Source organism: Variovorax sp. 38R (assembly GCF_014843395.1).
Classification (GTDB): Bacteria; Pseudomonadota; Gammaproteobacteria; order Burkholderiales; family Burkholderiaceae_C; genus Variovorax; species Variovorax paradoxus_H.
The window spans coordinates 133,906-155,583 of record NZ_CP062121.1 but is presented as its reverse complement, the minus strand read 5'-3'; the positions used below and the strand labels follow the sequence as shown (position 1 = coordinate 155,583).

Annotated in this window: 19 protein-coding genes; 16 read left to right on the top strand and 3 right to left on the bottom strand. The window is 68.9% G+C overall.

Annotated features, from left to right (window positions below; genetic code table 11):
- Window positions 1-34 precede the first annotated feature (34 nt).
- The 8 genes from IG196_RS00700 to IG196_RS00665 all read left to right on the top strand — a co-directional run bounded on the left by IG196_RS00700 (window position 35) and on the right by IG196_RS00665 (window position 10,416).
- A complete protein-coding gene (locus IG196_RS00700) occupies window positions 35-1,693 on the top strand; it encodes a hypothetical protein (protein ID WP_192194535.1) in 1,659 nt (552 codons plus the stop codon).
- A gap of 119 nt (window positions 1,694-1,812) precedes the next feature.
- Window positions 1,813-2,592: an MHYT domain-containing protein gene (locus IG196_RS00695; protein ID WP_192194534.1), complete on the top strand. Its 780-nt coding sequence runs from the start codon at window positions 1,813-1,815 to the stop codon at window positions 2,590-2,592.
- Between the two features lie 99 nt (window positions 2,593-2,691).
- Window positions 2,692-4,302, top strand: a complete 1,611-nt coding sequence (locus IG196_RS00690; protein WP_192194533.1) for an acyl-CoA carboxylase subunit beta — start codon at window positions 2,692-2,694, stop codon at window positions 4,300-4,302.
- Entirely contained in the window at window positions 4,299-6,248 is a 1,950-nt protein-coding gene (locus IG196_RS00685) for an acetyl/propionyl/methylcrotonyl-CoA carboxylase subunit alpha (RefSeq protein ID WP_192194532.1), read from the top strand. The genes IG196_RS00690 and IG196_RS00685 overlap by 4 nt, the downstream gene beginning before the upstream one ends.
- Before the next feature lie 32 nt (window positions 6,249-6,280).
- Window positions 6,281-7,177 carry an SDR family oxidoreductase gene (locus IG196_RS00680; protein WP_192194531.1) on the top strand — a complete coding sequence of 299 codons (897 nt, stop codon included), beginning with the start codon at window positions 6,281-6,283 and terminating at the stop codon, window positions 7,175-7,177.
- A 35-nt stretch (window positions 7,178-7,212) separates the two neighbouring features.
- The gene (locus tag IG196_RS00675) at window positions 7,213-8,373 is read left to right on the top strand and encodes an acyl-CoA dehydrogenase family protein (protein WP_192194530.1); all 1,161 of its coding nucleotides are present in this window, start codon (window positions 7,213-7,215) and stop codon (window positions 8,371-8,373) included.
- Between the two features lie 10 nt (window positions 8,374-8,383).
- Window positions 8,384-9,550, top strand: a complete 1,167-nt coding sequence (locus tag IG196_RS00670; RefSeq protein WP_192194529.1) for an acyl-CoA dehydrogenase family protein — start codon at window positions 8,384-8,386, stop codon at window positions 9,548-9,550.
- A gap of 104 nt (window positions 9,551-9,654) precedes the next feature.
- Entirely contained in the window at window positions 9,655-10,416 is a 762-nt protein-coding gene (locus tag IG196_RS00665; RefSeq protein ID WP_192194528.1) for a slipin family protein, read from the top strand.
- 32 nt (window positions 10,417-10,448) lie between these two features.
- On the opposite strand, the gene IG196_RS00660 is transcribed toward IG196_RS00665, so the two are convergent.
- Window positions 10,449-11,387, bottom strand: a complete 939-nt coding sequence (locus IG196_RS00660) for a LysR family transcriptional regulator (RefSeq protein ID WP_159278838.1) — start codon at window positions 11,385-11,387, stop codon at window positions 10,449-10,451.
- A gap of 125 nt (window positions 11,388-11,512) precedes the next feature.
- Here IG196_RS00660 and IG196_RS00655 point away from each other — a divergent pair, with 125 nt between their 5' ends.
- Genes IG196_RS00655 through IG196_RS00645 form a run of 3 tightly spaced genes read left to right on the top strand, consistent with a single transcriptional unit; the run spans window position 11,513 to window position 15,703 of the window.
- A complete protein-coding gene (locus tag IG196_RS00655) occupies window positions 11,513-12,511 on the top strand; it encodes a tripartite tricarboxylate transporter substrate binding protein (RefSeq protein WP_192194527.1) in 999 nt (332 codons plus the stop codon).
- Window positions 12,512-12,545: 34 nt separating this feature from the next.
- Window positions 12,546-14,261: a carboxylesterase/lipase family protein gene (locus IG196_RS00650; RefSeq protein ID WP_192194526.1), complete on the top strand. Its 1,716-nt coding sequence runs from the start codon at window positions 12,546-12,548 to the stop codon at window positions 14,259-14,261.
- Between the two features lie 44 nt (window positions 14,262-14,305).
- Window positions 14,306-15,703: a dipeptidase gene (locus IG196_RS00645; RefSeq protein ID WP_192194525.1), complete on the top strand. Its 1,398-nt coding sequence runs from the start codon at window positions 14,306-14,308 to the stop codon at window positions 15,701-15,703.
- Window positions 15,704-15,716: 13 nt separating this feature from the next.
- On the opposite strand, the gene IG196_RS00640 is transcribed toward IG196_RS00645, so the two are convergent.
- On the bottom strand, window positions 15,717-16,997 hold the full coding sequence (locus IG196_RS00640) for a DEAD/DEAH box helicase (RefSeq protein ID WP_192194524.1): 1,281 nt from the start codon (window positions 16,995-16,997) through the stop codon (window positions 15,717-15,719).
- Between the two features lie 54 nt (window positions 16,998-17,051).
- Here IG196_RS00640 and IG196_RS00635 point away from each other — a divergent pair, with 54 nt between their 5' ends.
- The 5 genes from IG196_RS00635 to IG196_RS00615 all read left to right on the top strand — a co-directional run bounded on the left by IG196_RS00635 (window position 17,052) and on the right by IG196_RS00615 (window position 20,608).
- The gene (locus IG196_RS00635; protein WP_192194523.1) at window positions 17,052-17,432 is read left to right on the top strand and encodes a translation initiation factor Sui1; all 381 of its coding nucleotides are present in this window, start codon (window positions 17,052-17,054) and stop codon (window positions 17,430-17,432) included.
- 7 nt (window positions 17,433-17,439) lie between these two features.
- A complete protein-coding gene (locus IG196_RS00630) occupies window positions 17,440-17,676 on the top strand; it encodes a DUF3820 family protein (protein ID WP_101493421.1) in 237 nt (78 codons plus the stop codon).
- 182 nt (window positions 17,677-17,858) lie between these two features.
- Entirely contained in the window at window positions 17,859-18,275 is a 417-nt protein-coding gene (locus tag IG196_RS00625) for an RNA recognition motif domain-containing protein (protein ID WP_192194522.1), read from the top strand.
- A 319-nt stretch (window positions 18,276-18,594) separates the two neighbouring features.
- Window positions 18,595-19,083 carry a tripartite tricarboxylate transporter TctB family protein gene (locus tag IG196_RS00620; protein WP_192194521.1) on the top strand — a complete coding sequence of 163 codons (489 nt, stop codon included), beginning with the start codon at window positions 18,595-18,597 and terminating at the stop codon, window positions 19,081-19,083.
- Between the two features lie 13 nt (window positions 19,084-19,096).
- The gene (locus IG196_RS00615; protein ID WP_101493423.1) at window positions 19,097-20,608 is read left to right on the top strand and encodes a tripartite tricarboxylate transporter permease; all 1,512 of its coding nucleotides are present in this window, start codon (window positions 19,097-19,099) and stop codon (window positions 20,606-20,608) included.
- Between the two features lie 131 nt (window positions 20,609-20,739).
- Here the strand turns inward: IG196_RS00615 and IG196_RS00610 are convergent, their stop codons facing one another.
- The gene (locus tag IG196_RS00610; RefSeq protein ID WP_101493424.1) at window positions 20,740-21,498 is read right to left on the bottom strand and encodes a sulfite exporter TauE/SafE family protein; all 759 of its coding nucleotides are present in this window, start codon (window positions 21,496-21,498) and stop codon (window positions 20,740-20,742) included.
- Window positions 21,499-21,678 lie beyond the last annotated feature (180 nt).

Genomic DNA, 21,678 nt, shown 5'->3' with positions numbered 1-21,678 from the left:
ACTGCGGCCACAACGCAACCCAGAGGAGATCGCCATGCCCCGTCGTTCGATCCGCGCAGCCGCGCTGACCGCCGCCCTCGCCCTGCTCGCCGCCTGCAGCTCGCTGTCGCCACCGCCCAAGCGGCCGACCGCCTGGGCGGCGCCCGAAGTGCTCGTCGCGCCATCGTCCTTCGCGGGCGTGCACGGCCTGGCCATCGATGCCAAGGGCCGGCTGCTCGCGGGCTCCGTGCTTGGCAACACGCTGTGGGAGGTCGACCGCCAGACCGGCGCCGCCAAGGTGCTGATCGACGCACCCGAAGGCCAGGCCGACGACATCGCGGTCGGGCCGAAGGGCGAGCTGGCCTGGACCAACTACCTCATGGGCATGCTGCGCTACCGTGAGAACGACAGCGCACCGCTGCGCGTGCTCGCCAAGGACCTGCCCGGCCTGAACTCACTCGACTTCGATCGCAGGAACGGCAAGCTCTACGCCTCGCAGGTGTTCCTGGGCGATGCGCTGTGGGAGATCGACCGCGAAGGCAAACAGCCGCCCCGGCTCATCAAGAAGGACATGGGCGGCTTCAACGGCTTCGAGGTCGGGCCCGACGGCCTGCTCTACGGCCCGCTGTGGTTCAAGGGCCAGGTCGTGAAAATCAACCCCGCCGACGGCGCGATGACGGTGATTGCCGACGGCTTCAAGATCCCGGCCGCCGCCAACCTCGACGGCAAGGGCAACCTCTGGGTGGTCGATGCGCGCAGCGGCGAGTTGGTGAAGGTCGATCTTGCGAGCGGCAAGAAGACCGTGGCCAAGCAGCTGCGCCCGTCGCTCGACAACCTGGCCATCGCACCGGACGGGACGATCTACGTCTCGAACATGGCCAACAACGAGGTGCAGGCCTTCAACCCCGCCACCGGCGAGCTGCGCACGCTCACCAGCGGCAAGCTGGCGGTGCCCGCGGGCCTGAAGATCGACGGCAACGACCTCTGGGTGGCCGACGTCTTCGGCTTCCGGCAGGTCGACGTGCGCACCGGCGAGGTGCGCGACGTGTTCCGCATGCAGCGCGAGCCCGAGCTCGACTACCCGTTCGCGGTCGGGCTGTCGCCCAAGCTGTTCGCGTTGACCTCGTGGTTCACGGGTTCGGTGCAGCTGGTCGACCGACAGACCCTGAAGACCGTCGAAACGATCCACGGCCTGAAGGCCCCGTTCGACGCGTTGCCCATGCCCGACGGCAGCGTGATCTACGCCGAACTCGCCACGGGCAGCATCACGCGCGCCAGCGGGCCGAAGTTTGCAGAGAAGTCAGTGCTGGCTAGCGGCCTGAACGGCCCGGTGCAACTGGTGGTCGGTCAGGACGGCGCGCTCTACGTGACCGAGGCGGCCGGCAAGCTGCTGCGCATTCCGCTGGACGCCAGCGCGCCGCTGCGCACCGTGGCCGACGGGCTGGCGCTGCCCGAAGGCCTGGCCCAGACGCCGTGGGGCAGTTTCATCGTGGCCGAGAGCGCGGCGCGCCGGCTGGTCGAGATCGATCCGGCCACCGGCACCCGCCGCACCGTCGCCGAGAACCTGCCCATTGGCCTGGCCGCCGGGCCCGGCTTGCCGCCGCCTTACGTGGTGACCGGCGTGGCCGTGGGGCGCGACGGCACGGTCTACGTGTCGGCCGACAAGAACAATTCGATCTATCGAATTCGACCTGTTATGCAGGGTAACAATTAGTACAAATCTTTGTTTACTTTTATAAACATATATTACAAACTGGCCGGGACGCCTCGCAGCGTTCCGATCGCATAGGGCAGTCGGGGGTCTGCGAAGCGCTCTTTCCGAAGGGACATCGCATGACTCCGCTCGTCGTAGGCCAGGTGCTATCGCCCGAATACTCCCTGGGGCTGGTTGCACTTTCGTTTGTCATTTCCTTCTTCGGCTCGCTGGTGGCCCTGATCTGCGCCGGGCGCATGGTCGGTGCCGACGGCAAACCCAACCTGGCCATCGTGGCCTGCGCCGCGGTGGCGCTCGGCGGCATCGGCATCTGGTCGATGCACTTCATCGGCATGCTGGCCTACCGGCTGCCTTTCGGCATCTCGTACAACATGCCGATCACCATCGTCTCGCTGGTGGCGGCCATCCTGATCTCGGGCATTGCGCTGTACCTGGCGGGCGGGCGCGCCAAGTTCAGCCGCTCCGGCTGGCTGGCGGGCAGCCTGCTGGCCGGCCTGGGCGTGTGCGTGATGCACTACATGGGCATGTTCGCGATGAACATGCGGGCCACGATGAGCTTCGACCCCGGCATGGTCGCGCTGTCGGTGGTCATCGCCATCACGGCCGCCGCCGCGGCGCTGTGGCTGGCCTTCAACCTGCGCAAGCTGAGCCACCAGGTGGCCGCTGCTGCGGTGATGGGCGTGGCGGTCTGCACCATGCACTACGTGGGCATGAGCGCGGCCAGCATGATCTGCACGGCCGCAGCCCCGGTCGACGCGCTCACGCTCGGCGGCAGCTACATGGGCCTCACGGTGTTCGGCACGGCCGGCGCGGTGCTGATCTTCATCTACTGGGTGGTCACGGGCAGCAGCCTCGATGCCCCTGCCACCGCCGCGCGGCAGCGCGTGCGTCCCAGTTAAAAGCGGCGCGTACGCGCCCCAGCTAGTTGGCGCAAGCGGGCCGGGGGCCCGCCTCCTACAGTCTGTGCGAACGACACGTTGCGCTTCGCACAGACCCCCATGCCCTTTCTCGAATCCCGGCTGCAGACGGCCGCAGACACCTACCAGGCCAACCGCGCGAGCATGCTGTCGCTGCTGGACCAGGTCCGGTCGCACGAAGCCCGCGCCGTGGCCGCCTCCAGCGCCTCGGCCGAACGCTTCGCCAAACGCGGCCAGCTGCTGCCGCGCGAACGCCTCGCGCTGCTGCTCGACACCGGCGCGCCCTTCCTGCCGCTGGCCTCGCTCGCGGGCCTGGGCCAGGACAACCCCGACCTCACCAAGAGCGTGCCCGGCGGTGGCCTGATCGCCGGCATCGGGCGCGTGGCGGGCGTGCGCTGCATGATCAGCGCCTCCGACTCCGGCATCGACGCCGGCGCGCTGCAGCCCATGGGGCTGGACAAGCAGCTGCGGCTGCACGAGATCGCGCTGGAGAACAAGCTGCCCTTCATCCAGCTGGTGGAAAGCGCGGGCGCCAACCTCATGCAGTACCGCGTGCAGGACTTCGTGCGCGGCGGCAACATCTTCCGCAACCTCGCGCGGCTCTCCGCCGCGGGCCTGCCGGTGGTGACCGTGACGCACGGCTCGTCGACCGCGGGCGGCGCCTACCAGACGGGCCTGTCGGACTACATCGTGATGGTGCGCGACCGCACGCGGGCCTTCCTGGCCGGGCCGCCGCTGCTGAAGGCCGCCACCGGCGAGATCGCCACCGAGGAAGAACTGGGCGGCGCCGTCATGCACACCCACATCTCGGGCCTGGGCGACTACCTGGCCGAGGACGACCGCGACGCGCTGCGCATCGCGCGCGCCATCCTCGGCGGCATCGACTGGGCGCGCGACGAAGCACCGCGCGCCTTCGCGCCGCCGCGCCACGACGCCGAGGAACTGATGGGCCTCATGCCCGCCGACGGCCGACGGCCGGTGGACATGCGCGAGGTCATCGCGCGCATCGCCGACGGCTCCGAGTTCCTGGCCTTCAGCGAGCACTACGGCAGCGCCACCGTCTGCGGCCACATCCGCCTCGAAGGCCACGCGGTGGGCATCATCACCAACAACGGCCCCATCGATTCCGACGGCGCCACCAAGGCCACGCACTTCATCCAGGCCTGCTGCCAGTCGCGCACGCCCATCGTCTACCTGCAGAACATCACGGGCTACATGGTGGGGCGCGCGCACGAGGAGGCCGGCATCATCAAGCACGGCGCCAAGATGATCCAGGCCGTGACCAATGCCAACGTGCCGCAGATCACGCTGCATTGCGGCGCCTCGTACGGCGCGGGCAACTACGGCATGTGCGGACGCGGTTTCGCGCCGCGCTTCTGTTTCTCGTGGCCCAACGCGCGCACCGCCGTGATGGGCGGCGAGCAGGCGGCGCAGACCATGGCCATCGTGATGGAAGCCGGCATGGCGCGAAAGGGTGCCGTTGACCGCGACAAGATCGACGCGATGCAGCGCCAGATCGTCGAACGCTTCGACCGCCAGATGAGCGTCTTCACCACCAGCGCGCTGCTGCTCGACGACGGCGTGATCGACCCGCGCGACACGCGCGCCGTGCTGGCCGAGGCGTTGTCGATCTGCCGCGACGCCGAGGCACGCGCACCGCAACCCATGCAGTTTTCGGTGGCACGGCCATGAGTTCTTTCCAAAAAATCCTGATCGCCAACCGCGGCGAGATCGCCGTGCGCGTGATGCGCACCGCGCGCGCCATGGGCTACCGCACGGTCGCCGTCTACTCCCGCGCCGATGCGAACGCCGAGCACGTGCGCCAGGCCGACGAATCCGTGTGCATCGGCCAGCCGCTGCCCGCACAGAGCTACCTGAACATTGAATCGATCATTGCCGCAGCCCGCGCCAGCGGCGCCGACGCGGTGCATCCGGGCTACGGCTTCCTCGCCGAGAACGCCGCGTTCGCGCAGGCCTGTCGCGACGCGGGGCTGGTCTTCATCGGCCCGTCGCCCGAGGCCATCGTCGCGATGGGCGACAAGGCCGGCGCCAAGCGGTTGATGCAGGCCGCCGGCGTGCCCTGCATTCCCGGCTACCAGGGCGACGACCAAAGCACCGCCACGCTGGCCGCCGAGGCCGAGCGCATCGGCTGGCCCGTGATGATCAAGGCGACGGCCGGCGGCGGCGGGCGCGGCATGCGGCTCGTGACGTCGGCCAGCGCCTTCGCCGAGCAGCTGCAGAGTGCGCAGTCCGAAGCGCTGCATGCGTTCGGCGACGCCACCGTGATCCTGGAGCGTGCCATCGTCGCGCCGCGCCACATCGAGATCCAGGTGTTTGCCGACCGGCACGGCCACGCGATCCACCTCGGCGAGCGCGACTGCTCGGTGCAGCGGCGCCACCAGAAGGTGATCGAGGAAGCGCCCTCGCCGGCCGTCGATGCCGCGCTGCGCGCGCGCATGGGCGCCACCGCCGTGGCCGCCGCGAAGGCCATCGCCTACGAAGGCGCGGGCACGCTCGAGTTCCTGCTCGACGCGCAAGGCCAGTACTGGTTCATGGAAATGAACACGCGGCTGCAGGTGGAGCACCCCGTGACCGAAGCGGTGACGGGCCTCGACCTGGTCGAGCTGCAGCTGCGCGTGGCGGCCGGCGAGCCGCTGCCGCTCACGCAGGACGACGTGCGCATCGCCGGCCACGCCATCGAGGTGCGTCTGTGCGCCGAAGACCCGCAGCAGGGCTTCCTGCCGCAGAGCGGCACGCTGAGCGCATGGCGCACGTCACCCGCGCTGCGCACCGAGCACGCGCTGCGCGATGGCGCCGAAGTGCCGCCCTTCTACGACTCGATGATCGCCAAGCTCATCGCCTCGGGCCGCACACGCGACGAAGCACGGCAGCGGCTGCTGGCGGGCCTGCGCGACACGGTCGCACTCGGCCTGCCCACCAACCAGGCGCTGCTGCAGCGCGCGCTCGCGCACCCGGTGTTCGCGAATGGCGAGGCGACCACCGCCTTCATCGGCGATCACCTCGATGCGCTGCTGGCCGCCGACGTTGCGGCCGACACGCGCGCCGCCCTGCTCGCCGCCCTGCTGCTGCAGACCGGCGCGCGCGGCTGGCCCTCGCCGCTGGCGCACACGCTGCCCAACGCCTTGCGCTTCGCACTCGACGGTACTGTGCACACGGCGCGCGTGACGCCGCGCGGCGCGGCGCGCTTCGAGGTCGTGCTGGACGACGCCGCGCCCGTGTCGCTTGCCTTGCTGGCGCTCGCGGACGACGGCCTGCTGCGCTTCGCCTGCGACGGCGTGGCCGCGCAGGCGCGGGTCGTGCGGTGCGCCGAACGCGTGGACTTCCATTTCGACGGTCGCGCCTTCCAGCTCGACGACCTCACGCACGTGGCCGTGGCGCGCGCCGATGCGGGCGGCGGCGACGGCCTGCTGCGCGCGTCGATGAACGGCCGCGTGGTCGCGCTGCTGGCCGCCGAGGGCGACACCGTCGCCGCGGGCCAGCCGCTGGTCACGCTCGAGGCCATGAAGATGGAACACGTGCACTGCGCACCCCGCGCGGGCCGCGTCGCGGCACTGCATGTGGCCGTGGGTGCGCAGGTCGCTGCGCGCCACATCGTTGCCGAGATCGCCGAGGCCTGATGGCCTTCTTCCCTTTGCCAGAGCCCTTCTCCATGAACGCACCCCACTACCGCTCCGTCTTCGCGCCCACCCTGTTCGGCGGCCAATGCATCGTCGTCACCGGCGGCGGCTCGGGCATCGGCCGCTGCACCGCGCACGAACTGGCCTCGCTCGGCGCCCACGTGGTGCTGGTCGGCCGCAAGCCCGAGAAGCTCGATGCGGTGCGCGCCGAGATCGAAGCGGCCGGCGGCAACGCCAGCGCGCAGGCCTTCGACATCCGCCAGGAAGACGCCGTGCGCGAGGCCGTGAAGGCCATCGTCGCGGCGCACGGCCGCATCGACGGGCTGGTCAACAACGCGGGCGGCCAGTACATCACGCCGCTGGCCGCCATCTCGGCCAAGGGCTGGGAGGCGGTGATCCACACCAACCTCACGGGCGGTTTCCTGGTCGCGCGCGAGTGCTACGTGCAGAGCATGCAGGCGAACGGCGGCGCCATCGTCAACATCGTGGCCGACATCTGGGGGTCGATGCCGAACATGGGCCACAGCGGCGCCGCGCGCGCCGGCATGGTGAGCTTCACCGAGACCGCCGCTGCCGAATGGGCCGTGAGCGGCGTGCGCGTGAACGCCGTGGCACCGGGCTACATCGCCTCCAGCGGCATGGACCACTACCCGCCCGAGGCCGGCCACATGCTGCGCGCCATGCGCAAGACCGTGCCCGCGGGCCGCTTCGGCAACGAGGCCGAGACCTCCGCCGCCATCGCCTTCCTGCTGAGCCCGGCCGCCGCCTTCATCAGCGGCTCCGTGCTGCGCGTGGACGGCGCGCGCCCGCAGGCGCGCATGGGCTGGCCGATGGAGCTGCCCGACGCGCAGGCGCAGCAGCGCCCCGCGGTGCGGCCCTACGACGGCTTTCACCTCGCGCAGACACCGCGCGTGTTCCAGGACAAGTAAAGAGCGATCGAACGAACGGACAACGGAGACCCCTGATGCAGTACACCCATGAACACCTCGAGATGCAGAACACCCTGCGCCGATTCATCGACGAGGAGATCAACCCCCACGTCGACGAATGGGAGGAGGCCGAGATCTTTCCCGCGCACGAGGTCTTCAAGAAGCTCGGCAACCTCGGCCTGCTGGGCCTGAACAAGCCCGAGGCCTTCGGCGGCGCCGGGCTCGACTATTCGTATGCGATGGCCTTCGCCGAGGGGCTGGGCCACATCAGCTGCGGCGGCGTGCCGATGGCCATCGGCGTGCAGACCGACATGTGCACGCCCGCGCTCGCGCGCTTCGGCAGCGACGAGCTGCGCCGCGAGTTCCTGGTGCCCGCCATCGCGGGCGACACGGTCGGCTGCATCGGCGTGAGCGAGCCCGGCGCGGGCAGCGACGTGGCGGGCCTGAAGACCCACGCGCGCAAGGACGGCGACGACTACCTCATCAGCGGCCAGAAGATGTGGATCACCAACAGCTTGCAGGCCGACTGGATGTGCATGCTGGTCAACACCAGCGACGGCCCCGTGCACCGCAACAAGTCGCTCGTGATGGTGCCGATGAACCTGCCCGGCATCGAGAAGGCCAAGAAGATCCGCAAGATCGGCATGGACTCGAGTGACACCGGCCTCATCTACTTCGACAACGTGCGCGTGCCGCAGCGCTACCGCATCGGCGAAGAGGGCCAGGGCTTCGCCTACCAGATGCAGCAGTTCCAGGAAGAGCGGCTGTGGTGCGCCGCCAGTTCGCTCGCGCCGATGGACGACTGCATCCAGCAGACCATCGAGTGGGCGCAGCAGCGCCAGATGTTCGGCGCCACGCTGGCCGACCAGCAGTGGGTGCAGTTCAAGCTGGCCGAGCTCAAGACCGAGGTGGAGGCGCTGCGCGCCCTCACCTACCGCGCGTGCGACCTGCATGTGAAGGGCGAGGACGTGCTCGAACTCGCATCGATGGCCAAGCTCAAGACCGGCCGCCTCACGCGACAGGTGGCCGACACCTGCCTGCAGTTCTGGGGCGGCATGGGCTTCACGCTGGAGAACCGCGTGTCGCGCCTGTACCGCGACGGCCGCCTGGGCTCGATCGGCGGCGGCGCCGACGAGGTGATGCTCGGCATCCTCGCCAAGACCATGGGCATCGCCAAGCGCCCGCCGCGCGGCTGACCGGCGCACCATGGACGCCGAACTGCAGGCCGACCGTGCGGCGCTCGCCGACACGGTGCGGCGCTTCGCCCAGACCGAGATCGCACCGAACGTGCAGGCCTGGGACGAGGCCGGCGAATTCCCGCGCGCGCTGTATGCCCGCGCGGCCGAACTGGGCCTGCTGGGCCTGGGCTACCCGGAAGCACTCGGCGGCACGCCCGCCTCCTATGCGCTGAAGCTGCCCGCATGGATCGCGCTCGCGCGCCACGGCCAGAGCGGCGGCGTGCTCGCGAGCCTGTTCTCGCACAACATCGGCCTGCCGCCCGTGGTGCTGCACGCGAGCGACGCCGTGCGCCACGAGGTCGTGCCCGCGGTGCTGCGCGGCGAGAAGATCGCCGCGCTCGCGATCACCGAACCCGGCGGCGGCTCCGACGTGGCGGCGGTGCGCACGACAGCCAAGCGCGATGGCGACCACTACGTGCTCAACGGCGAGAAGACCTTCATCACCTCGGGCATGCGCGCCGACTGGATCACCGTGGCCGTGCGCACCGGCGAAGGCCGCGGCGCGGGCGGGCTCTCGATGCTGCTGGTGCCGGGCGACGCGCCCGGCCTCTCGCGCACGCGCCTCGCGAAGATGGGCTGGCTGTGCTCCGACACCGCCACGCTGCACTTCGACAACGTGCGCGTGCCGGCGCGCTACCTGCTCGGCGAAGAGGGCGCGGGTTTCCGCATGGTCATGGGCAACTTCAACGGCGAGCGCGTCGGGCTCGCGGCCGGCGCGCTGGGCTTCGCGCAGGCCTGCCTCGACGAGGCGCTGGCCTGGTCGCGCGAGCGCAAGACCTTCGGCGCCGCGCTCATCGAGCACCAGGCGGTGCGCCACAAGCTGGTCGACATGCAGATGCGCATCGCCTCGACCGAGGCCTGGCTCGAGGCCGTGTCCGCCGAGGGCGATGCGCACGAAGCGGCGGGCCGCATCAACGCGCCCGAGTGGGTGGCGCAGGTCTGCCTGCTCAAGAACCACGCGACGCAAACCATGCAGTTCTGCGCCGACCAGGCCGTGCAGGTCCTCGGCGGCATGGGCTTCATGCGCGGCACGGTGAGCGAGCGCGTCTACCGCGAGGTCAAGGTGATGATGATCGGCGGCGGCGCCGAAGAGATCATGAAAGAGCTGGCGGCGCGGCAGCTGGGGTGGGTGTAGCGGCAGCACCGACCTTCGACCTTTATTCCGGCCCCAGCCGGAACGCCGCTGCCGCAGCGGGTGTCCAACCGTCCAGCACCTTTGCTGAGTCGCGGGAGATCACCATGCTCTCTTTCACTTATGGCATCGGCGCCATCGCTCTGGTCTTGCTGGCGGCGCTGCTCTTTTCGGCGATATGGATTTTCCGGGAGTACGAACGCGGCATCGTGTTCACCCTCGGTCGCTTCTCGAAGGTGGCGGGGCCCGGGCTGGTGTTCGTGATCCCGGCCATCCAGCAGGTGGTGCGCGTCGACCTGCGTACCGTGGTGCTCGAAGTGCCGACGCAGGACGTGATCTCGCGCGACAACGTGTCGGTGAAGGTCAGCGCGGTCGTCTATTTCCGCATCGTCGATGCGGCCAAAGCCATCATCGAGGTCAAGGACTTCTTCAACGCGACCAGCCAGCTGGCCCAGACCACGCTGCGCTCGGTGCTCGGCAAGCACCAGCTGGACGACATGCTGGCCGAGCGCGAGAAGCTCAACCTGGATGTGCGCGAGTCGCTGGACGTGCAGACAGCGTCGTGGGGCATCAAGGTGTCTAACGTCGAGATCAAGCAGATCGACCTCACCGAATCCATGATCCGTGCCATCGCACGGCAGGCCGAGGCGGAACGCGAACGCCGTGCCAAGGTGATCCATGCCGAGGGCGAACTGCAGGCGTCCGAGCAGCTGTTCCAGGCCGCACGCGTGCTGGCGCAGGAACCGCAGGCCATCCAGTTGCGCTACCTGGAAACGCTCACGGTGATCGGCGCGGACAAGAACACGACCATCGTGTTTCCGCTGCCGGTGGACCTGATGGCGAGCTTTCTCGGCAAGCAGCACGCATAGCGCGCAACTGCGGTGCTCGCTGCGCGGGCAGATCAGGTCGATGGCGCCGCAGATGGATCAGCACCGGCCTGCGCGAGCCCGACGCAGAAATCGCGCACCAGCCGCAGCGCAGGGGCCTCGGTGCGGCCTTCGAGCGTGACGAAGGCGAACTGCGCGCTGAGCCCCGCCGCGGGCGCCACCGTCAACTCGGCCAGCTCGCCGCTGTCCTGCAGCGCGCGGGTGGCCGCGAGCACGCCCAGGAAGATCGCGTCGGTGTTACGCACGGCATCGATCAGCGCGCCGATGTCTTCCGACGACACATGCAGCCAGCGCTGCGGGCTCGCGTCGCTGCCGTAGCGCTCGACCAGGATGCGCGCCACGTCGTCGCTGACCATCGTCGAAACCACCGGGTAGCGCACGAGGTCGTCGAAGCCCACCGGCGTGCCGCGGCCCTTCGCGAGCAGCGGATGGCCACGCCGGCAGACGAAGCCGGAGCGCAGCGTCGGCAGCACGTCGATGTGCAGGTCTTCCCGCGGTGACACCGCGCGGTAGGTGAGCACCAGCGCATCGAGCGTGCGCGCGCGCAGTGCCGCCAGTTGCAGGTCGGGCCCGCCGCCGTGCAGTTGCAGGCCCACGCGCGGGTGGTGGCGCAGCATGTGGATCAGCAACGGCGACGAGAACAGGGCGCCCGGCGCGGCACCGAGCCCCAGCCGCACCGAGCCGGCCTGCCCGTCGGCCAGCAGCGCGGCGGCGCGCTTGAGCTCGTGCGTTTCCATCGAGATGCGCTTGGCGCGCGCCAGCACCATGGCGCCGAACGGCGTGAGCTCGTTGCGCTTGCCGATGCGGTCGACGAGCTGCATGCCGAGCTCCTGCTCGAGCATCTGGATGCTGCGGCTGAGCGCCGGCTGCGTCAGGTGCACTTTCTCGGACGCGCGGCTGAAGGAGCCGGTTTCGGCGAGCGCGAGCAGGTGGTCGAGTTGCTGGAGGTTCATGGCGGGCCGCTCTTTGTCATACGCATGAGGTGGACTCATGGTAATGACAAAAACAATGCATTGGACAGATATTCATGCGATTCCTAGCATCCATCGCGTACTACTTTGGACCAAGGAATTTCCCCATGAAGCGGTTCGGTCAATGGCTTTGCGCGCTGGCTTTTCTCAGCGGCGGCACGGTGGCGATGGCGCAGCCCCAGGCGCAGGGGCCCTACCCCTCGAAGGTCGTCACGATGATGGTTCCCTACCCGGTGGGCGCGGCCAGCGACTTCACCGCGCGAACCCTGAACGACCTGGTCGGCAAGGCGCTCGGCGGGCAGGTGATCGTCGAGAACCTCGGTGGCGCAGGCGGCGCCATCGCCGCGGGCAAGGTGCTGGCGGCGCCGGCCGACGGCCACTATTTGTTCCAGGGCTCGCCCAACGAGCTGATCCTGTCGGGGCTGGTCAACAAGAGCACGCGCTACAAGCCCGAGGACTTCCAGTGGATCGCGCCGGTGGCCACCTCGCCGCTGGTGCTGATGGTCAACAGCCAGCTGCCGGCGCACTCGCTCGATGAGTTCGTGGCGCTGGCGCGCTCGCGCAAGGACGCGCCGCTGAGCTACGGCACGCCGGGCGCCGGCACGCTCTACCACCTGCTCGGCGAGCTCTTCACCAAACGCACCGGCGCGCCCGCCACGCACGTGCCCTACAAGGGCGGCGCGCCCCTGCTGCAGGACCTGATCGGCGGGCAGATCGACTTCGCGTTCATGCCGTACCAGGCCTTCTATGCCGACTACGTGAAGCAGGGACGCCTGCGCGTGATCGGTTCGCTGTCGCCCGGCAAGCGGCTGCCCGCGCCGTTCGATGCGGTGCAGACCAGCGCGCAGAGCAAGGACATGAAGGACTTCGACTTCAGCATCTGGACCTCGTACGTGGTGCGCAAGGGCACGCCGCGGCCGGTGGCCGAACGGCTCAACGCCGCGATCGCCGCCGCGCTGAAGAACCCGCAGGCGCGCGCGCAGCTGGAGTCACAGGCCAAGACCGTCTTCGAGCCGATGAGCCTGGACGCGGGCGAGCAGCTCTACGCCGCCGAGATCGCGCGCTACCGCGACCTCGTCAAGACCATCGGCTACGAGTCGCCCTGAGCCCCCGTTCCACGCAAAAACAAGAGGTGCATCCATGAAGACGAGACAACTCAACGGCCTGGCGCTGACGATCGCGCTGTCGCTCTCCGCATGCGGCGGCGGTGGCGGTGGCGGTGGCGATGGCGATGGCGATGGCGATGGCGATGGCGATGGCGCAGGATTCAGCGGCCTCGCGCTGCCGCCGCCCGCAAGCCCCGCACCTGTGGCCCCCGCGCCGGCGCCGGACGACCTCACGGTCGCGGTCACCACCGAGGGCAAGGTCGCGGGCAACGCCGGTGCGGACACGGTGTCGTTCCTCGGCATTCCCTATGCGCAGCCGCCGGTGGGCGCGTTGCGCTGGGCACCGCCGCAACCGCCGGCCGCGCATGCTGCGACGTTGCAGGCCAAGGTCTTCGGCAATGCCTGCCCGCAAGCCCCCGGCGCGGTGTCGTCGCCGATCGCCGAAGACTGCCTCTTCCTGAACGTGTGGAAGCCCGCAGGCACAAGGCCCGGCGACAAGCTGCCGGTGGTCTTCTACATCCACGGCGGCGCGTTCACGCTGGGTTCGGGCGAGATGGGCCCGAGCCCGCTGGCAAGCCGCGGCGTGGTCGTCGTCAGCCTCAACTACCGGCTCGGCGCGCTCGGCTACCTCGCGAACAAGGCGCTGCGCGCGGCCAACAAGGACAGCAGCCTCGGCAACTTCGCGGTGATGGACCAGTTGGCCGCACTCGGCTGGGTGCAGAAGAACATCGCGGCCTTCGGCGGCGATGCGGGCAACGTCACGCTGTGGGGCACCTCGGCGGGCGCGACGCAAAGCTTCTCGCTGCTGCAGTCGCCGAAAGCCAAGGGGCTGTTCCAGCGCGCGGTGATGCAAAGCGGCGGCGCGGCCGAGTACTCGAACCCCGGCATGGACACCTCGCTGGCGGTCGGCGACACCGCCGTGCAGAACCTCGGATGCAGCGGGGCCGCCGACGTGGTCGCCTGCCTGCGCGCGCTGCCGGTGTCGGCACTGCTCGCGCAGGGCGGGCTCAAGTGGCGGCCCACGATCGACGCGCAGGTCCTCACGCAGGTGCCCGCACGCGCCTTCGTGACCGGCAACTTCAACCAGGTGCCCGTGATGATCGGCGGCGTGCACGACGAGGGCTCGCTGTTCGTCGACACGAAGCTGAGCGCCGCCTACTACCCGCTGTACCTGCGCGGGCTCGCGCCGGCCGGCTACGACACCACGGCCATCGAGGCGGCCTACCCGATCGGCAACTACGCCGTGCCGGCACAAGGCATCGCGCGCGCCATGGGCGATGCGATGTACGCCTGCGGCAACAGCGCGCGGCGCGATGCGCTCGCCGCCTGGGTGCCGGTGTACGGCTGGGAAATGACCGATCCGCAGCTGTCGTTTCCGACGAGCCCCACGGCCTTCTTCTACGGCACGGCGCACGGCATGGACAGCTACTACCTGACCGGCACGGTCGACGCGTTGCCCACGTACCCGTACTTCGACCCGGGCAGCGCCACGCCCGACGCGGCCACCACGGCGCAGCGCAAGGCACTGTCGGCACAGATGGTGGCCTACCTCCTCAACTTCGCGAAGAACGGCGACCCGAACGGCGACGGCCGCCACATCACGACGCACTGGCCGCGCTCCATGGGGCCGTCGGGCCGCGCGCTGATGGAGTTCACCTACCCCGCCGTCAAGACATCGAGCAACGCGTTCGAGCAGACGCACAAGTGCGACACGCTGTGGGGACCGGACGTGTTCCCGCCGCTGTACTGACGCGCCAACCCACCGCATCCACGCATCCATCCATCCCCCCATCCATGAACGAACAACACGTCATCGACCACCTCGACGCCCGCCAGCCGCAGATCGTGGCGTGGCTCAAGGACTTCCTGCGCATCCCGAGCGTGAGCGCCGACCCGGCCTTCGCGCCGGGCATGCACGAGGCGCGGCGCTTCCTCGTCGAGCGGCTGCAGCAGATCGGCCTGGCCGGCGTGCGCCTGCTCGACGGCGACGGCGAGCCCGCCGTGTACGGCGAATGGAGCGGCGCACCCGGCCAGCCCACGCTGATGATCTACGGCCACTACGACGTGCAGCCGGCCGCCCCCCTCGAACAATGGCGCACGCCGCCGTTCGAGCCCACGCAGGTGGATGGCCGGCTCTACGGCCGCGGCACCTCCGACGTGAAGGGCTCGACCACCATCGCGCTCGAGGTGATCGCCTCGTTTCTCGCGGTGCAGGGCCGGTGCCCGGTGAACATCAAGGTGTTCCTCGAAGGCGAGGAGGAAACGGGCAGCCCCTCGCTGCGAACCCTCGTCGACCGTCACCGCACGCTGCTGCAGGCCGACGCGGTGCTGTCTGCCGACGGCGGGCGCGCGAGCGCGCAGGTGCCGACGATCAACACCGGCGCGCGCGGCAACTCGCAGCTCGAGGTGCGGTTGCGCACCGCGCAGAAAGACCTGCACTCGGGCCGCTACGGCGGCAGCGTGCGCAACGCACTGCACGAGATGGCGCGGCTGGTCGCGTCGCTGCACCATGCGGACGGCAGTGTGGCGGTCGAAGGCTTTCATGATGGCGCGGCGGTGCTCACGCCGCGGCAGCGCGCCGACACCGCGGCGTTTCCGTACGACGAGGCCGCGTTCTTCTCGGACGTCGGTGCCGGCGCGCACGGGGAACCCGGCTACACCGCGCGCGAACGCGTCACGCTGCGGCCCGCGCTCGACGTCAACGGCCTGTGGGGCGGCTACACGGGCGGCGGCGGCAAGACCATCGTGCCCTGCGAGGCGCAGGCCAATCTCACCACGCGCGTCGTCGCAGGACAAGACCCGCGCGCCGTGATCCACGCCGTGCTGCGCCACCTGCAGCGGCACTGCCCGCCCGGCTGCACGCTCGACGTGGTGGCCCTGAACGACGGCTCACCCGCCTCCACCCTCGCACCGAACCATCCGCTGGTGCGCGCGGCCGAAGCGGTGCTCGAACGCGAGAGCGGCCGGCGCCCCATCCACGTGCGGCTCGGCGCGAGCGTGCCCGTCACGTCGATCTTCAAGGAGATGCTGGGCATCGACACGCTGATGTTCGGCTTCAACCTGCCCGATGAAGACGTGCATGCGCCGAATGAGTTCTTCCGGCTGGCCTCGATCCAGCAGGGGACGCGGGCCTGGACGTTGCTGCTCGCGGAACTGGCGAAGCACCCGCCAGCGTCTTTTCATGCCGGCTGACGCCTGACGCGCGTCAGTCCGCATCTTCTCCATTGCGCGTCTGTGCGGCCAGCGCCGCCGCCGCTGCGCGCAGCTTGTCCTTCTTGCTAGGCCGCGTGCCCTTGACGCCGCCGTTGCCCGAGGCATCGACCACCACCGGCGCCACCTCGACCGGCTCGAAGCCCGCGATGCGTTCGCGCGGCACCTGCTGGCCCTGGCGCTTTTCGATGAGGCGGAAGTGCGCCTCGGTCGCTGCGCTCACGAAGCTGATCGCCAGCCCGCTCGCGCCCGCGCGGCCGGTGCGGCCGATCCGGTGGATGTAGTCGGTCGGCGAGCGCGGCAGGTCGTAGTTGATGACCACGGGCAGCTGCGCGATGTCGAGGCCGCGCGCGGCGAGGTCGGTGGCGATCACCACGTCCCAGCGGCTCTGCTTGAACTGCGCGAGGATGTCGCTGCGCGTGCCCTGGGCGATGTCGCCATGGAAGGGCACGGCGTAGATACCGTTCTTGTAGAGCTTCTCGGCCACGGTCTGCGCCGCGTGCTGCGTGGCGACGAAGACCAGCACGCGGTCCCAGGTGCCTTCGTTTTCCTTCAGCAGTTGGCGCAGCAGCTGGGTGCGGCGGCTGGCGTCGACCTCGATGGCGCGCTGCACGATGTCGGGCGCCGTGCCGGGCTCGCCCTGCACATCGACCAGCACCGGGTCGCGCAGCATGTCGTCGGCCAGGGCCTGGATCGCCGCGGGGAAGGTGGCGGAAAACAGCAGGTTCTGGCGTTGCTTCGGCAGCAGCGCGAGGATGCGGCCCAGCTCCTCGGCAAAGCCCAGATCGAACAGGCGGTCGGCTTCGTCGAGCACGAGCGTCGACACGGCGTCGAGCGCGAGCGCGTTGTGCTCGACCAGGTCGAGCAGCCGGCCGGGCGTGGCGATCACGATGTCGGCACCGCCGCGCAGGCGCATCATTTGCGGGTTGATCGAGACGCCGCCGACGGCGACGACGATCTTCAGGCGCTCGGGCAGGTGGCGGGCGAAGTCTTCCAGCGTCTCGCCGACCTGGGCCGCGAGTTCGCGCGTGGGCACGAGCACCAGCGCGCGCAGGCGGCGCGACGCCGACGAGGCGGGCTCGGCGGCCAGGCGCTGCAGCAACGGCAGGGAAAATGCGGCCGTCTTGCCGGAGCCGGTCTGTGCCGAGCCCCGCAGGTCGCGGCCCTGCAAAATTGCAGGGATGGCCGCCGCCTGGATGGCGGTCGGCGCGGCAAAGCCGCTCGCGGCGGCCGCTTGCGCGAGCGCGGGGGTCAGGCCCAGGGTATCGAATGGCATGGAACGGGCACCGGGAAAAAAGAGAGATCGAAAGAAAGACGAAAGACGGATCGCATGGGAACGATGAAAAGCAATCGCACCGGCAGCACGCTGGTGTACTCCACCGAGGCGGGCGGGCGCATGTGCCCCGACTGCGGCGCCCCGGTGGCGCAATGCCGCTGCAAGGAACTCGCGAAGGCGCAAACGGCGGCCACGGACGGCATTGTCCGCGTATCGCACGAGACCAAGGGCCGAAAGGGCAAGGGCGTGACCGTGGTCAAGGGACTGCCGCTCGACGCGGCGGCGCTGGCGGCCGTGGGCAAGCAGCTCAAAGCGGCCTGCGGCACGGGCGGCACGGTGAAGGACGGCACCGTCGAGATCCAGGGCGATCACCGCGAGGTGGTGATCGCCGCCCTCGTGAAGCAGGGCCACACGGTCAAGCGCGCGGGAGGCTGAGCAGCACATGCATCCCGAAGACCTGCAGCGCCTGGTGACGCTTCAAATGCCTTTTGGCAAGCACAAGGGCACGCTGATCGCCGATTTGCCCGGAAATTACCTGACCTGGTTTGCGCGCGAGGGTTTTCCCTCGGGAGAAATTGGCCGACTGCTCGCTTTGATGCATGAAATCGACCACAACGGCCTGTCCGACCTCCTGAAACCGTTGCGAAACCGCCCGCCGGGCCGGAATGTTTCTCGATAACACAAAAATTCCTCCCTTTTTTTGGGAATCGGGCCGGATAATCCGGCTCACGTGTCTGCGAGCCTCGGCTCCCGTGCACGTAATTTGGTGATCGGTCAGTTTCGCGCCACAGCGCATTAGTTTGTTGTGATTCTGGGACTCCATCGCTTTGTGTTTTTTTGGTTTGAATTAGGAGTCCCTCCATGGGCAAGAAACTTTACGTGGGCAACCTCGCCTACTCCGTGCGTGACAACGACCTGGAACAGTCTTTCGGCGAGTTCGGCACGATCGTCAGCGCCAAGGTCATGATGGAACGTGACACCGGCCGTTCGAAGGGCTTCGGCTTTGTCGAAATGGGCACCGACGCTGAAGCACTCGCTGCAGTCGAAGGCATGAACGGCGCATCGCTGCAGGGCCGCGCCCTGACGGTGAACGAAGCCCGTCCGATGGAAGCACGTCCCCCCCGCACCGGCGGTGGTGGCGGCTACGGCGGTGGTGGCGGCGGCGGCGGCTACGGTGGTGGCGGCGGCGGCGGTTACGGCGGCGGCGGCGGTGGTGGCCGCAGCGGTGGCGGCGGTGGCGGTTACGGCGGCGGCGGCGGTGGCCGCGGCGGCTACTAAGCCCTCCCCCACACACTCATGAGCGCCTCGGCGCTCTGAATGAATGAAAAAGCTCCTTCGGGAGCTTTTTTCGTTTCTGCCCCCCACACAACCCGACCCGGCCCCGGTCCCTTCGTGGAACACCGCGGAACCGGCTTTGCCGGGCCGTTGGTGTTGCCCCCGGCGAGGGGGTTAGCGTAAGCGACACGAAGTGCGCGAAGCCTGGGGAAGAGCCAGGGGCGGGCAAACCCTTGTAAGCATTTGTCCGTACCGTCGCGGTCAGCCGACGGTCAGCCGCTGGCGACGACCCTCGTCCCCTTCGAAACAGAGGGTCGAGACAATGCAAATCAAGAGACAGGCGGACTTCTTCTCAGGAGTCATGTTCGCCAGCGTCGGTGGCGCGTTCGCCATCGGCGCCACCAACTACACCATCGGCGACGGCGCCCGCATGGGGCCGGGGTACTTCCCGCTGATGCTGGGCATCCTGCTGGCGCTGCTGGGCGCGCTGATCATGTTCCAGGCCATGGTGGTCGAGAGCGCCGACGGCGACAAGATCGGCAAATGGGCCTGGAAGCCACTGGCCTTCGTGCTCGGCGCCAACCTGGCCTTCGGCGTGCTGCTGGGCGGTCTGCCCAGCGTCGGGCTGCCGGCGATGGGCATGATCATCGCGATCTACGCGCTGACGATCATCTCGAGCATGGCCGGCCAGCACTTCAAGCTGCGCGACGTGCTGGTGCTGGCGACCATCCTGGCCGCTGGCAGCTATGTGGCCTTCATCTGGGCGCTCAAGCTCCAGATCCAGGTCTGGCCCACGTTCATTTCGGGCTGAGGAGCACACCGCCATGGAACTGTTCCACAACCTGGCGACCGGCTTCGGCGTCGCCTTCACCTTCACCAACCTGCTGTACTGCCTGGTCGGTTGCATCCTGGGCACGCTGATCGGCGTGCTGCCGGGCATCGGCCCCGTCGCGACGATCGCGATGCTGCTGCCCGCCACCTACGCGCTGCCGCCCGTGTCGGCGCTGATCATGCTGGCCGGCATCTATTACGGCGCCCAGTACGGCGGCTCGACCACGGCGATTCTGGTGAACCTGCCCGGGGAGTCGTCCTCGGTGGTCACGTGCATCGACGGCTACCAAATGGCAAGGCAGGGCCGCGCAGGCCCCGCCCTCGCGGCTGCGGGCCTGGGCTCGTTCTTCGCGGGCTGCGTCGGCACGCTGATTCTTGCGGCCTTCGCGCCGCCGCTGACCGAGCTGGCCTTCAAGTTCGGCCCGGCCGAGTACTTCTCGCTGATGGTGCTGGGCCTGATCGGCGCGGTGGTGCTGGCCTCGGGCTCGCTGCTCAAGGCGGTGGCGATGATCGTGCTGGGCCTGCTGCTGGGCATCGTGGGCACCGACGTCAATTCGGGTGTCGCGCGCTTCAGCTTCGACATTCCCGAGCTCACCGACGGCATCGGCTTCGTGGTGATCGCCATGGGCGTGTTCGGCTACGGCGAAATCATCGGCAACCTCTCGCAGCCCGATGACGAGCGCGAGGTGTTCACGCACAAGGTGAAGGGCCTGTGGCCCACCAAGGACGACTTCAAGCGCATGACGCCCGCCGTGCTGCGCGGCACGGCACTGGGCTCGGCCCTGGGCATCCTGCCCGGCGGCGGCGCGCTGCTGGCGGCTTTCGCGGCCTACGCGCTGGAGAAGAAGATCAAGATGCGTCCGGGCGAAGTGCCCTTCGGCAAGGGCAACATCCGCGGCGTGGCCTCGCCCGAGTCGGCCAACAACGCCGGCGCGCAGACCTCCTTCATTCCGCTGCTGACGCTGGGCATCCCGCCCAACGCGGTGATGGCGCTGATGGTGGGCGCGATGACGATCCACAACATCCAGCCCGGCCCGCAGGTGATGACCAGCAACCCGGAGCTGTTCTGGGGCCTGATCGCCTCTATGTGGATCGGCAACGCGATGCTGATCATCCTGAACCTGCCGCTGATCGGCATGTGGATCAAGCTGCTGACGGTGCCCTACAAGTTCCTGTTCCCGGCGATCGTGCTGTTCTGCGCGATCGGCGTGTACTCGACCAACAACAACACCTTCGACGTGTGGATGGTGGCGATCTTCGGCTTCATCGGCTACCTGTTCCTGAAGCTGCGCACCGAGCCGGCCCCGCTGCTGCTGGGCTTCATCCTCGGGCCGATGATGGAAGAGAACCTGCGGCGCGCGCTGCTGCTGTCGCGCGGCGCGTGGAGCGTGTTCGTCACGCGGCCGCTGTCGGCCGGGCTGCTGGTGGCTGCGGCGCTGCTGCTGTGCATCGTGCTGCTGCCGGCGATCAAGGCGAAGCGCGAAGAGGCATTCGTCGAGGATTGAGCTCGCCCCCAGGCTGCGCGCACTTCGTGTCGCTTCGCCAACCCCCTACCGGGGGCAACACCTGAGGCCCGGCAAAGCCGGTTCCTCGGTGTTTCTTGAAGAAGCCCCTGCCCTCACGCCCGGGGCTTTTTCTATTTCAGAAACGCGTCGTAGGCCGTCTTCAGGATGAGCGCACTCACCACCACGATGAACACGATCCGCACGAAGCCCGCGCCGTGCTTCAGCGCCACGCGCGTGCCCACCAGGCTGCCCGCCACGTTGGCCACCGCCATCACCAGCCCGTAGTGCCACCAGACGTGGCCCTTGGCGGCCAGCAGGATCAGCGCGGCGGCATTGGTCAGGGTGTTGATGACCTTGGCCGAGGCCGAGGCGTTGAGGAAGTCGTAGCCCATCCAGCGCACGAACAAAAACACCAGGAAGCTGCCCGTGCCCGGTCCGAAGAAGCCGTCGTAGAAACCGATGGTCAGGCCGATGGTGCTGGCCGCCAGCGTCTCGGCACGGCCGCTGAAGCGCGGCGCGTGCAGCCGGCCCATGTCCTTGCGCGCCAGCGTGTAGATCAGCACGCCCAGCAGGATGACCGGCAGCGCCCGGCGCAGGAAGTCGCCCGGAAAGACCGTGACGGTCCACGCACCGACCATCGAGCCACCAAAGCCCAGCAGCGCCGCCGGCCACATGGCGCTCCAGCGCATCTGCACCCGCTGGCTGAACTGGGCCGCCGAGGCCGCGGTGCCCCAGATCGACGCGCTTTTGTTGGTGCCCAGCAGCGTGGCGGGCGGCGCGCCCGGAAACACCGCAAAGAGGGCCGGCACCAGGATCAACCCGCCGCCGCCCACGATCGCATCGATAAAACCCGCGAGCAGTGAGGCGCCCGTGACCACCAGCATTTCCATGCGGGCGATTGTCTCACCGGAATCGCTATCAAAACGATAGCTATGGTGATCGACCCTGGTTGACCAGAAGGCTTGTTTGGCTCGGAGGAAATTGCCGACTGCCACGCTTCGAGCAGGCAAAAAAAAAGCGCCGACCAGCGGCGCTTTTCAAATATCAGACAGGCATCTCGTACGGAGCCT